The 11,747-nt window shown below is 62.3% G+C and carries 9 protein-coding genes and 2 pseudogenes; 3 read left to right on the top strand and 8 right to left on the bottom strand.

The annotated features are described in order from the left end of the window. Window positions 1-6 precede the first annotated feature (6 nt). From CO656_RS02315 to uxaC, 5 genes are read right to left on the bottom strand one after another with little or no spacing between them, the layout of a single operon-like run. A complete protein-coding gene (locus CO656_RS02315) occupies window positions 7-774 on the bottom strand; it encodes a FadR/GntR family transcriptional regulator (RefSeq protein WP_176536569.1) in 768 nt (255 codons plus the stop codon). A gap of 7 nt (window positions 775-781) precedes the next feature. After that, complete coding sequence (locus CO656_RS02310) at window positions 782-2,065, bottom strand: TRAP transporter large permease (RefSeq protein WP_097524657.1); 1,284 nt, start codon at window positions 2,063-2,065, stop codon at window positions 782-784. 4 nt (window positions 2,066-2,069) lie between these two features. Then, window positions 2,070-2,630, bottom strand: coding sequence for a TRAP transporter small permease (locus tag CO656_RS02305; protein WP_097524656.1), 561 nt, complete (start codon window positions 2,628-2,630; stop codon window positions 2,070-2,072). Window positions 2,631-2,683: 53 nt separating this feature from the next. Then, window positions 2,684-3,661 carry a TRAP transporter substrate-binding protein gene (locus CO656_RS02300; RefSeq protein WP_037425474.1) on the bottom strand — a complete coding sequence of 326 codons (978 nt, stop codon included), beginning with the start codon at window positions 3,659-3,661 and terminating at the stop codon, window positions 2,684-2,686. A gap of 50 nt (window positions 3,662-3,711) precedes the next feature. Then, window positions 3,712-5,121 carry a glucuronate isomerase gene (gene uxaC, locus CO656_RS02295; protein WP_097524655.1) on the bottom strand — a complete coding sequence of 470 codons (1,410 nt, stop codon included), beginning with the start codon at window positions 5,119-5,121 and terminating at the stop codon, window positions 3,712-3,714. Window positions 5,122-5,315: 194 nt separating this feature from the next. Here uxaC and CO656_RS02290 point away from each other — a divergent pair, with 194 nt between their 5' ends. Beyond that, window positions 5,316-6,335: a Gfo/Idh/MocA family oxidoreductase gene (locus CO656_RS02290; protein ID WP_097524654.1), complete on the top strand. Its 1,020-nt coding sequence runs from the start codon at window positions 5,316-5,318 to the stop codon at window positions 6,333-6,335. Window positions 6,336-6,400: 65 nt separating this feature from the next. On the opposite strand, the gene CO656_RS02285 is transcribed toward CO656_RS02290, so the two are convergent. Together CO656_RS02285 and alr are read right to left on the bottom strand one after the other, a co-directional pair. Next, window positions 6,401-7,651, bottom strand: a complete 1,251-nt coding sequence (locus CO656_RS02285) for a D-amino acid dehydrogenase (protein WP_037425465.1) — start codon at window positions 7,649-7,651, stop codon at window positions 6,401-6,403. A gap of 21 nt (window positions 7,652-7,672) precedes the next feature. After that, window positions 7,673-8,800 (bottom strand): alanine racemase, encoded by a 1,128-nt coding sequence (gene alr / locus CO656_RS02280; protein ID WP_097524653.1) that lies wholly within the window; start codon window positions 8,798-8,800, stop codon window positions 7,673-7,675. A 123-nt stretch (window positions 8,801-8,923) separates the two neighbouring features. Between alr and CO656_RS02275 the strand changes: the two genes are divergently transcribed. Together CO656_RS02275 and CO656_RS02270 are read left to right on the top strand one after the other, a co-directional pair. After that, entirely contained in the window at window positions 8,924-9,388 is a 465-nt protein-coding gene (locus tag CO656_RS02275; protein WP_097524652.1) for an Lrp/AsnC family transcriptional regulator, read from the top strand. A 185-nt stretch (window positions 9,389-9,573) separates the two neighbouring features. After that, window positions 9,574-10,240 (top strand): annotated as a pseudogene (locus CO656_RS02270) (ISNCY family transposase); the annotation flags it as partial. Between the two features lie 214 nt (window positions 10,241-10,454). On the opposite strand, the pseudogene CO656_RS02265 reads toward CO656_RS02270, so the two are convergent. Continuing rightward, a pseudogene (locus CO656_RS02265) lies at window positions 10,455-11,586 on the bottom strand (NAD(P)/FAD-dependent oxidoreductase). Window positions 11,587-11,747: the final 161 nt, after the last annotated feature.

Here is an 11,747-nt window from a genome sequence, read left to right as displayed (position 1 = left end):
AGGAAGTCAGTCCCGGCGGGTTGTCGTGTCCAAAATCCATTTGGCCTGCTGACCGCTCAGCCGCACGCGATAGCGTTCCTGGCTGGCGGTAAGATGGGCGCGCATGGCGGCGCGGGCAGCGTCCGGATCGCTGGCGGAAATCGCCTTGAGGATCGCCAGATGCTCGCGCTGCAGGCCCTCCTGATATTCGCGCGACAGGATGCTGTCGGTGCCCCAGGGCGAGGCGATGTCGCAGGGGATCGCCCGCATGCCAAGCGCATCGAGAACTTCCACATAGTAGGGATTGTTGGTCGCAACGGCGATCGCCCGGTGGAAGGCGAAGTCGCTCTTGCCGGTGGCCTCGCCGCGCTCGAGCAGCCGTTCGAATTCAAAGAAGGCCTCCTGGATCTGCGCCTCCTGGGCGGCATTGCGCCGAAGCGCCGCAAGCCCGGCGCTCTCTATCTCAAGCCCCATCCGCACTTCGATGACGTTCAGGGCATGGGAGATCCGGTTGCCGACGTCGAGGCTGATCGAGCCGAAAGCAAGTGTCGGGTGATCCTTGACGAAGACACCGGCTCCCTGTCGCGCCTCGACCAGGCCATCTGCGGCAAGGGTCGCGATCGCCTCGCGCACCACGGTCCGGCTGACGCCGTAAAACGCGCTCATCCGGCTCTCCGTCGGCAGCTTGTCGCCAGGCGGGATTTCGCCTTTCAGAACCTGCTCCCGGATCGCGCTTGCAACGCGTTCGGAAAGCTTCGGCTTGCGCTCCATCCTGGATTCGGCCGGGGAGTCCATGACGCTCTTACCCCTTGAAGACGCCCGGCAGCCAAAGCGAGAGGGCCGGAACATAGGTGACGAGCCCGAGGACGATCAAACCCGCCAGATAGAAGGGCCAGATGCTCCGCATCGCCTCCCATACGGTGATTTTCCCGACCGCGCAGGCGACGAACTGCACCGCGCCCACCGGCGGCGTATTGAGGCCGATGCCGAAGTTCAGGATCATGATCACCCCGAAATGGACTGGATCGACTCCATAGGCCATCGCCACAGGCAGAAAGATCGGCGTGCAGATGATGATTGTCGGCCCCATGTCCATGAAGGTGCCGAGGAACAGCATCAGGACGTTGATCAGCAGCAGCACGATGATCGGGTTCTCCGAGATCGTGTTCATCCAGTCGATCAGTGCCGCGGGCACCTTGAGAAATGCCATCAGCCAGGAGAACGCCGCTGCCATTCCGATAATTAAGAGGACCATCGCCGTCGTGCGCACCGCGCCGAAGGTGGCGTGGACGAAGTCCTGCCAGTTCATCTGACGGTAGACGAAGACGGTCACGGCCAGCGCGTAGAGAACGGCGATGCATGAGCTTTCCGTCGCCGTGAACACGCCCGAGCGGACGCCGCCGAAGATGATGGCGATGAGCAGCAGGCCGGGGGTCGAGATGAGTAGGAAGCGGCCGACCCTCGCGAACCCTGGAAAAACCTCGGTGGGGTAGCCGCGGCTGCGCGCCACGAAATAGGCGGTCACCATCAGCGCGGCCGCATAAAGGAGGCCGGGGAGAATGCCGGCGGTGAAGAGATCCGCAATCGAGATCTTTCCACCCGCCGAGATCGAATAGATGATCATGTTGTGCGACGGCGGCAGCATCAGCGCGATCAAAGCCGCCATGGAGGTGACGTTGACGGCATAGTCGGCGCCATAGCCGCGCGCTTTCATTTGCGGGATCATCAGCCCGCCGACGGCTGCGGCCTCCGCGACGGCGGAGCCGGAAATGCCGCCGAACAGCGTCGCGGTGACGATGTTGACCTGCCCCAGTCCGCCGCGGATGTGCCCGACCAGCGAGGCGGCGAAGGCGACGATCTTCTGGGCGATGCCGCCGCGTACCATCAGGTCGCCGGCATAGATGAAGAACGGAATGGCGAGCAGAGAAAACACGCTCATGCCGGAATTCAGCCGCTGGAAGATGACGAGCGGCGGCAGCCCGAGATAGAGCACGGTCGCGAAAGAGGCGACGCCGAGGCAGAAGGCGATCGGCGTGCCGATCAGCATCAGCAGCGTAAATACGCCGAAGAGGATCATCATATCCATCCGATCACGCCTTTACATTCGCGGTGTCGAGTTCGGCGGCAGCCTCCGCCGGCGGCAATTCGTCGAGAAGATCGTCGATCGGTTCTCCTGCAAGCCGAAGAACGATGCGTTCCAGGGCGAACAGGCTGATCAGCACGCCGCCTGCAACCAGCGGCACATAGTTCCAGCCGCCGGAGATGTGCAGGGACGGCAGAATGGTGTCCCAGGTGAGCCTGACAAGCTCGACCCCGTACCAGATCATGCCGCAGCCGAAGGCGAGCGCGACAAGGTCCGAGATCATCCGCAGCCACTTCTTCCCACCCTTGGGTACCACGTAGAGCAGGACGTCGAAGCCGAGATGGTAGTTTTCCCGCACGCCGACCGCGGCACCCAGGAAGATGAACCAGCTCATCAGCATGACGGCGCCGGGCTCGGTCCAGCTCGGCGAGTCGTTCAGCACATAGCGGCAGAACACCTGCCAAGCGACGATCGCCGTCATCACGACAAGGCCGATCCCCGCGAGCCAAAGCGAAAGCGTGCTCAACCCCGAGAGCGCGCGGCCCGTTTTCACCAGTCTGGTGGACATGGTCGTCATCCCTAGAAGGGATGGGCAGGGTCGGGCCTGCCCATCAAATGGCGTCATTGAACCGCCCGTACGTCCTCGACCATCTTCTTCAGGACCGGATCGGTGACGTGCTTCTCGTAAACCGGCTTCATCGCATCGATGAAACCCTGCTTGTCGGGCGTGGAAATCTTCGCGCCGGCCGCCTCGACCTTGGCGCGCGACTCGCTGACCTTGGCCGCCCAGAGCTCGCGCTGCTTGGCGACGCTGTCCTTGGCGGCCTGCTTGAAGATCTCCTGGTCTTCCGGCGTTAGCTTGTCGAAGGCGGCCTTGTTCATCACGAACACCTCCGGAAGAATGGTGTGCTCGTCGAGCGAGAAGTTCTTCGCCACCTCGAAATGCTTGGCGGTGTCGTAGCTCGGGAAATTGTTCTCCGCTCCGTCGATGACGCCCGTCTCGATCGCCGAATAGACCTCGCCATAGGGCATCGGCGTGGCGTTGGCGCCGAGCGCCGCCACCATGTCGACGAAGATGTCCGACTGGATGACGCGGAACTTGAGCCCCTTCATGTCGGCAACCGACGTGATCGGCTTCTGCTTGTTATAGAAGGAGCGCGAGCCCGCATCATAATAGGCAAGCACCACCAGTCCGGCGCCTTCGAATGCCTTTTTGATCTGGTCGCCGATCGCGCCATCCATGACCTTGTGCATGTGCTCTTCCGAGCGGAAGAGGTAGGGCAGGGCCGGGATGATCGACTCCTTCACCGTGCCGTTGAAGGGTGCCATCGACACGCGGTTCAGTTCGATCACGCCGGAGCGCACCTGCTCGATGGTGTCCTTTTCCTCGCCGAGTTGCGCCGAGTGGTAAACCTCGACAGCGTAGCGGCCGGCAGTACGCTCCTTGACCAGCTCGCCGAAATATTCGACGGCCTCAACCGTCGGATAGCCGTCCGGATGCGTATCCGATGAGCGCAGCACTGTCTGGGCGCTGGCCGCACCGGTCATGAATGCAGCGGCAAGCAGCAGGCCCGCCGTCAGTTTTCCAAGAATTCTCATGCTCTCCTCCCGTTTCGCATGATCAGATCGATGATCTCACTTTCACTGTTTCAAAGTTGGTACGCCTTCTTTGCGAGTCCGCAGGCAAGATCTCGGGCAAGCTCGCAGGCCTCGTCCTCTCTCAGCCGATGTTCGGCCACCAGGCGTGCCAAAAATGCGCAGTCGACCCGGCGTGCGATATCGTGGCGCGCCGGGATCGACGGAAACGCCCTGGTGTCGTCGTTGAAGCCGACCGTGTTGTAGAACCCGGCCGTCTCGGTGGTCATCTCGCGGAAGCGGCGCATGCCTTCCGGGCTGTCGTGGAACCACCAGGCGGGCCCGAGTCTGAGCGCCGGGTAGACGCCGGCGAGCGGCGCAAGCTCGCGCGCATAGCTCGTCTCGTCCAAGGTAAAGAGAATGACGGTCAGGTCGGGCTCGAGTCCGACGGCGTCAAGCAGCGGCTTCAAGGCCGTCACGTAATCCGTGCGGGTCGGAATATCGAAACCCTTGTCGCGGCCGAACTTTGCCAGCATCGACGGGGAATGATTGCGGAAGGAGCCCGGATGGATCTGCAGCACCAGTCCGTCGTCAAGGCTCATCTTTGCCATTTCGGTCAGCATCTGAGCACGGAAGAGTCGGCTCTCGTCCGCATCCGCCTTGCCAGAGCGCACCTTGTCGAAGAGCGCCACTGCGGCCGCCTCGGAAAGGTTTGCCGTATCCGCCGTGGCATGGCCGTGATCCGTGGAAGTTGCGCCGAACTGCTTGAAATAGGCGCGCCGGGCCCGATGCGCGTCAAGATAGCCCTTCCATGTTCCGGTGTCGGCGCCGGTGATCTGACCCAGCCTGTCAAGATTGGCGGAAAAGCCGGCGAACTCCGGATCCACGACCGAGTCGGGTCTGTATGCGGGAACGACGCGGCCCTTCCAGCCGCTTTCGCGGATTTTCGCGTGCCAATGCAGATCGTCGAGCGCCCCGTCGGTCGTCGAGATTACCTCGATATTGAAGCGTTCATAGAGGGCGCGGGGGCGGTAGTCCGGCTTGTCGAGGCAAGCGGAGATGCGGTCGTACAGGCGATCGGCGTTTTCCGCCGAGGGCAACTCCTCAATGCCGAAGAGGTTGGAAAGCGTGTAGTCGAACCAGAGGCGCGTCGGCGTGCCGCGAAACAGATGATAGCGCTCGCAGAAAAGTCGCCAGATCGCGCGTCCGTTCGTCTCGACCGGCGCGCCGTCGAGGGTCGGCACGCCGAGCTCTTCCAGTTTCACACCCTGGCTGAACAGCATGCGGAATACATAGTGGTCCGGTACGATGAGAAGCTGTGCCGGATCGGGGAAGGGCTCGTCGAGCGCATACCACCGCGGTTCCGTGTGACCGTGCGGGCTGACGATCGGCAGTCCGCGCACCTCGGCATAGAGGTCCCGCGCGAGCCGCCGCGTGCCCTCGTCCGCCGGAAACAGAAGATCTGGGTCGATCAGCCCCTTCATGTAGCCCGCTCCTCCTATAGGCTCGCTATGGCTAGAGCCTGTAAAATAAAATGTCAACATACAAATTTTTTTACTTGTATGATGAATTTGGTTGTGCACGTTCTTACGTTGAGCAAGTCGCGTTCGGCCCCGTCGCGGCAGCGGTGCGGGTTTGCCCAAGCGGTCGCCGATCACCGGGTGATGGAGAGAGCGAGATGGCAAGGATACGCGTCGGTCTGATCGGCCTCGGCATGGCCGCAGCGCCACATGCCAAAAGTCTGCTCGATTTACAGGAGAGGGCCGAGGTTGCCGCTGCCTTCAGTCCTACGCCGGCGCGGCGCGAAGCATTTACGCAGATTTACGGATTTCCCACTTGCGACGATGCCGAGACGATCTTCGCCGATCCGTCGATAGCAGCCGTCATGGTGCTGACGCCGCCCAATACACATCTTGACCTCGTCCGGCGGGCGGCCGCAGCGAACAAGCATGTGCTTCTCGAAAAGCCGCTGGAGATATCGCCTGCGCGCGCCGAGGCATTGGTGGAACTTGCCGAAAAAGCAGGAATCGTACTCGGCATCGTGCTTCAGCACCGCTTTCGCCCGGTCAGCGAGGCACTTGCCGAACTGATCGAGGAGGGGCGTCTCGGCGAGATCGTCAGCGCTTCGGCGCGCCTCCACAACTGGCGCCCGCAGAGCTATTACGACCAGCCGGGACGCGGCACGCGGGCTCGCGACGGCGGCGGCGTGCTTCTCACCCAAGCGATCCACACGCTCGACCTCATGATTTCGCTCGCCGGCCTTCCGGAGGAGGTCAGAGCCCATGCGGCAACCAGCAAGGTGCACCGCATGGAAACGGAAGACCTCGCCATGGCGGCCATCCGCTTTGCAAACGGAGCGATCGGCACGGTGAGTGCTACCACCTGCGCCTATCCGGGCTTTCCCGACGAGATCGACGTCATCGGCACGCGCGGCATGGCGCGCCTCGGCGGAAGGAATTTGACCGTCTCCTTTCACGATGGAACGGAACTCACGATCGAGGACGAGGCGGCCGGAGGTGCCGGCGCCGATCCGATGGCCTTCCCGCACCACCATCACCGCGCGGTGCTCGCGGATTTCCTCGATGCCATCGAGACCGGACGAGAGCCGCGCGTCAACGGCCGCGAGGCGTTAAGGGTTCATCGCCTCATTGAGGCAATTCTCGTGGCCGCCGAGAGCGGCCGCCCGCAACGTTCTTAGGCCTCGTTGCACCACCTACGACCAATCGGGGAGGCGGACATGGCTTTCTCAGTGAACATGACGGCTCACCTATAGCGACCGATCGCCAGATCCTTCGCGTCGATCTCTGGCTTGCGCCCGCCGACCAAATCGCTGATGAGACGGGCCGAACCGCAGCTCATCGTCCAGCCGAGCGTGCCGTGTCCGGTGTTGAGGTAGAGACCGGCAATCTTCGTCGGCCCAATCACCGGCGTCCCGTCCGGCGTCATCGGCCTGAGCCCGGACCAGAAGGATGCCTGTCGCAAATCGCCGCCTGGGAACAGATCTGTCACCGAATGGTCGAGGGTGCGCCGCCGGGCCGGGCCAAGATCATTGGTGTATCCAGAGATTTCCGCCATGCCACCGACACGGATCCGGTCGCCGAGGCGTGTGATGGCGATCTTGTAGGTCTCGTCCATCACGGTGGATTCCGGTGCGCGCGAAGCGTCGGTGATGGGAATCGTCAGTGAATATCCCTTGACGGGATAGACCGGCAGCTTGATGCCGAATGGTTTCAGCAGCAGCGGTGAATAGCTGCCGAGCGCGACGACGACCGCATCCGCGTTCAGCCGGTCGCGTTCGGTCAGGACGCCGCGCACCTGCCCGCCTTCAACATCCAGCCCCTTGATAAGCGTGCCATAGGCGAAGCGGACTCCGAGCGCCGCCGCCCTGGCGGCGAGCGCGTTGGTAAATTTGAAGCAGTCGCCGGTTTCGTCCTTCGGCGTCAGCAGACCGCCGACGATCTTTTCTCGGACATGCTTCAGAGCGGGCTCGACCCCAATGCAGCCGTCACGGTCGAGCACCTTGTAGGGCACGCCGTCGGCCGCCAGCGCCTTGACATCCTTGCCCGAAGCGTCCAGCTGCTGCTGCGTCCTGAAAAGCTGCAGCGTGCCCTGCATGCGTTCGTCATAGGCGATGCCGGTCTCCGCCCGGACCTCCGCCAGTGATGTCCGGCTGTAAGCCGCGAGGCGCAACATGCGGCTCTTGTTGATCGCGTAGCGCTCCGGGGTGCAGTTCCTCAGCATCTGGAACATCCAGGTGAGCATGGCGCGGTCGATCTTCGGCCGCAGGATGAGCGGCGCATGCTCCATGAAGAGCCATTTCAGCGCCTTCATTGGAATACCGGGTGCGGCCCAGGGCGAGCAGTAGCCGAAGGAGACTTCGCCGGCATTGGCGAAGCTGGTTTCCAGGGCCGGACCTTGCTGGCGGTCGATGACGGTGACCTCGTGTCCTGCCTTGGCGAGCTGGTAGGCACTGGTGACGCCGATCACACCGGCGCCGAGAACGATGACTTTCATGGTTTCCTCGATGATGGACGATCAGCGGTAGCGACGCTCGTAGCGGCGGCCGAGGCTAGTCAGAATTTCATAGGAGATGGTGCCGCCTGCTTCCGCCAGTTCTTCAAGCGTTTGGTGAGGGCCGAGAACCTCGACAAGGCTTCCCAGCGCAAGCGTGCCTTCGGGAAGGGCGGAAATATCGACGGTTATGCTGTCCATCGAGACGCGCCCGACGAACGGCAGGCGAACGCCGTCGTAGAAAACGGCGCCGCGATGGCTGAGACTGCGCGGCAGGCCGTCGGCATAGCCTGCGGCGATCGTGGCAAGCCTGGTTTCGGCGGAAGTCACATGCGCACCGCCATATCCGACCCGCGTGCCGGCCGGCACCGTTCTCGTCTGAATGACGGCAACGTCGAGCCGCACGACCGGCTCCATTGGATTGGGCTTGCCCGCTGTGGGTGCTCCCCCGTAGAGGGCGATGCCGGGACGAGACAGCACACCGTGATAGTCGTCGCCCATGAATATGCCGCCGGAATTGGCTAGGCAGACGCTCAAGCCTGGAAACTCGGCGGCGATCCGACCGATCTCGGCGAGCTGCTCTGCATTCTGGCCATTGTCCAGCTCGTCGGCGCAGGCGAGGTGGCTCATGATGAACAGAATTTCGATATTGCCGCAGCCCCCGAGATCAGCCGCAAGCGGGGTTCGTTCCTCCGGGGGAACCCCCAAGCGCGACATGCCAGTGTCGAACTGCAAGACGGCGGGAAGAACGCGCCCGAGCTTCCGCGCCGTCAGCGACCAGCGGCGGAATTGCTCGAGAGAGTTGAGAACCGGAACGATGCGGGCCTTGGCGCAGGTGATCTCCGTTCCGGGCTGCAGCCCGTTGAGCACGAATATCTGCGTGTCGTTCGGCAAAAGCGGTCCGAGCTTCACCGCCTCGGGGAGATGCGCAACAAAGAAATGCCGGCAGCCTTCCGCATGCAGGGCGTCGGAGACCTGCTCGGCGCCAAGGCCATAGGCGTCGGCCTTGACCACCGCGGCGGCGGTTGCCGGTGCGACCCTTGTCGAAAGCTTTCGATAATTCCGCCGCAAGGCGGCAAGATCGATCGTCAGGTAGCCCGAAGCGCCACCCACCGTTTGTCGATCTGGAACATGCAAGGCATGACGGTTCATGTGCAACCCTCTCGTTGCGCAGAACATATTGAAACGATCGTCGAATATCTTATCTGGTGTTGATTGATTGTATCAAAGTATGGGCAATACCCGCACATACTGCACAAAAACGGAGCTTTATGCATGACAGCGCTTGACGCGATCGATCGAAATATCCTGCGTCTGCTCCGCGTCAACGCGCGCATGAGCAATGCCCGCATGGCGAAGGAGGTTGGCCTGTCGCCGTCGGCTTGTCTGCGCCGGATAAGATTGCTCGAAGAGGCCGGCGTCATACGCGGCTACACCGCGCTGGTGGAAAGCGGCAGTTCCGAGGACACGATCGCGGTGATCATCAATATCACCCTGGAGCGACAGACGGAGGATCATCTCGACCGTTTCGAAGCGGCGGTGCGCAAGCATCCGGAAATACGCGAATGCTTCCTCATGACGGGCGGATCGGATTATCTGCTGCGGATAGAAGTCGCGGGCGCCGGCGAGTTCGAGCGGATCCACAAGGACATTCTCTCGACGCTGCCCGGCGTCCTGCGCATCCATTCGAGCTTTTCAATCCGCAACGTTCTCGCCACCCGAACCAAGCCCCGGCGGTGACGGGTCTGTCGAAGGTTTCGGGGCAAATCCAGTGGGTGGCTTCATTGTCCGAAGTTCCATAAGATATATTACGCGATTTTTCTATGTAGCCGCAAAGTTGAAGTGTCCTGATCCTGCAAAGTAAGAATGTCACTCTCCCCGCGTTTTGATGCCGTGGGAGATTGCGGATGGGACTGATTGCGATCATCGAGATTCTTTGCGCGAATTCGAGCCAAGCGAAGGGCCGGGTCGAGCGGATGAACCGAACGCTGCAGGACCGGCTGGTCAAGGAACTGCGGCTCGCCGGGATCTCCGGCATGGACGCAGGCAACGACTTCCTGCCCGGCTTTATCGCGCGTCACAATGCACGCTTTGCCCGCACCCCTGCCCGGTCGGAGGATCTGCATCGGCCGCTGAACCTCATGCCGGACCGGCTAAAGGATATTCTCTGCAAGCGCGAGCAGCGTTATGTCGGGGCCCAGTTGACGTTCTCCTACGAGCGCAAGCGGATCATGCTCGAGGAGAACGAGGTGGCACGCGGACTGGTCGGGGCGCTATGTCGAGACCTACGCTTTCGCCGACGGCCGGCTCGACGTGCGCTGGAAGGGACATTCCCTGCCTTATAAGACGTTCGACAAGGACCAGCGGGTGACGCATGCGGCGATCACCGAGAACAAGCGGCTTTCCGATGTGCTGACCTACATCAAGGAGCGGCAGGAGCAGTTGCCGTCGCCGAAGGTCCGGACCAACAGCGACAAGAACGGCTACACGCCACGCGGCCGTAAGCCGGGCAAACGGACGGATTTTATCAACGATCCCGCGGTCATGGGCCGGCGGCAGCAAGCGCTCTCTCGCCTTGATGCCGCAGAATAATCAGCGGTCTGGCTGTCAAAGCTAAAGCCGATCAGTGGATAATTCACCCGCCCCGATCTCACCTTGCAACCCGGACCAGCCGGTCAGATCGGGGCTGGTCCTCGTGCCGTGTGGCAGCGCTGCAAGTGACATTTCTACTTTGCGCCGGAGCGGACATTTCAACCTGGCCGCCACATCATGTAGCGGCATTTTAGAGATGCGACATATGAGCCAGTTAGAGATGCGACAGTCGTCGCCTCTTGGGATGCTGGTCAAACGCTTCCGCCACCAACTTCGCCAAGGCCAAAGAGGCGGTGAGGCCCGGCGATTCTATGCCGAACAGGTTGATCAGCCCGGGCACGCCATGCACGGTGGGGCCCTGTACGACGAAATCCTGATGGGCGACCTCCGGAGGCACGATCTTCGGCCGAATGCCGGAATAGGCCGGCAGCAATGCGCCATCCTTAAGGTCTGGGAAATAGCGGCGTACGCCGGCATAAAAGAGCGCCGCCTTTGCCGGGTCGACATCGTATCGAAGCGTGTCGACCCATTCGATGTCGGGGCCGAACCGCGCCTGGCCGGTCAGGTCGAGGGTCAGGTGGATTCCGAGGCCTCCCTTGACGGGGACGGGATAGATCAGGCGCGAGAACGGCGCCTTTCCGACGAGCGAGAAATAGTCTCCCTTTGCGAAGTATTCCTTCGGCACCAGCGCCGGCGGCATGCCGTCGATCAGGCGTGCCAGCTTGGGTGCGGCAAGCCCGGCGGCATTGACGAACAGACGGCAGCCGAGACGTGTCGGTGCGGCGCCGCCGACATCGACCACAATGCCGCGCGGTTGCCCTACCCCGCTCGACCGGGCTGTTGCAGACGAGGACTGCGCCGGCATTTTCGGCATCGCCGAGCAGCGACAGCATATAGGCGTGACTGTCGACAATGCCGGTCGAAGGCGACAGGAGCGCGCCGGTCGCGGCAAGTGCCGGTTCGAGGGAGCGCGCCTGCCCGGCAGAGATTTGCCTGACATCCGTCACCCCGTTGTGCGCCGCCCCGGCGGCGATCGCCGGCAGCTGTTTCAGCTCCGCTTCTGAAGTTGCGACGATCAGCTTGCCGCACAGCTGGTGTGGAAGCCCGCGCTCGCGGCAATAGGCATAAAGCAGGTTTCGGCCGTCGACGCATAGACGCGCCATCAGGCTGCCTGCCGGATAGTAGATGCCGGCATGGACGACTTCGCTGTTGCGCGACGAGGTCTCGCTTCCGATGCGATCGGCCGCTTCGAGGATGAGCACCTCGCGGCCGGCCAGCGCAAGGGCGCGGGCAACGGCAAGCCCGATGACGCCGGCTCCCGCGACGATGCATTCCACTTGCTCCAGCGACATGGCAGGCCCTGACATCATTTCATTGCTTCACCGAATCTATGAAAGCAACGAAGTGCGCTAACTCTCTGAAATTATGACTTTTGGACGGAGGACCGCTACATGCCTGTTCTAGAAATTGCTCTAGCACAGGAGAGCGGGACGCGCCAACGACCCGT

Source organism: Sinorhizobium sp. FG01 (assembly GCF_002531875.1).
In the GTDB taxonomy this organism is placed as follows: Bacteria; Pseudomonadota; Alphaproteobacteria; order Rhizobiales; family Rhizobiaceae; genus Sinorhizobium; species Sinorhizobium fredii_C.
The sequence above is the reverse complement of the archived record's forward strand: the minus strand, read 5'-3'. Positions and strand labels throughout refer to the sequence as shown.

Excerpts from the sequence above, each read along its gene's own strand:
- CO656_RS02315 (WP_176536569.1), bottom strand. The coding sequence starts at position 774 with ATGGACTCCCCGGCCGAATCCAGGATGGAGCGCAAGCCGAAGCTTTCC.
- CO656_RS02310 (WP_097524657.1), bottom strand. The coding sequence starts at position 2,065 with ATGGATATGATGATCCTCTTCGGCGTATTTACGCTGCTGATGCTGATC.
- CO656_RS02305 (WP_097524656.1), bottom strand. The coding sequence starts at position 2,630 with ATGTCCACCAGACTGGTGAAAACGGGCCGCGCGCTCTCGGGGTTGAGC.
- CO656_RS02300 (WP_037425474.1), bottom strand. The coding sequence starts at position 3,661 with ATGAGAATTCTTGGAAAACTGACGGCGGGCCTGCTGCTTGCCGCTGCA.
- uxaC (WP_097524655.1), bottom strand. The coding sequence starts at position 5,121 with ATGAAGGGGCTGATCGACCCAGATCTTCTGTTTCCGGCGGACGAGGGC.
- CO656_RS02290 (WP_097524654.1), top strand. The coding sequence starts at position 5,316 with ATGGCAAGGATACGCGTCGGTCTGATCGGCCTCGGCATGGCCGCAGCG.
- CO656_RS02285 (WP_037425465.1), bottom strand. The coding sequence starts at position 7,651 with ATGAAAGTCATCGTTCTCGGCGCCGGTGTGATCGGCGTCACCAGTGCC.
- alr (WP_097524653.1), bottom strand. The coding sequence starts at position 8,800 with ATGAACCGTCATGCCTTGCATGTTCCAGATCGACAAACGGTGGGTGGC.
- CO656_RS02275 (WP_097524652.1), top strand. The coding sequence starts at position 8,924 with ATGACAGCGCTTGACGCGATCGATCGAAATATCCTGCGTCTGCTCCGC.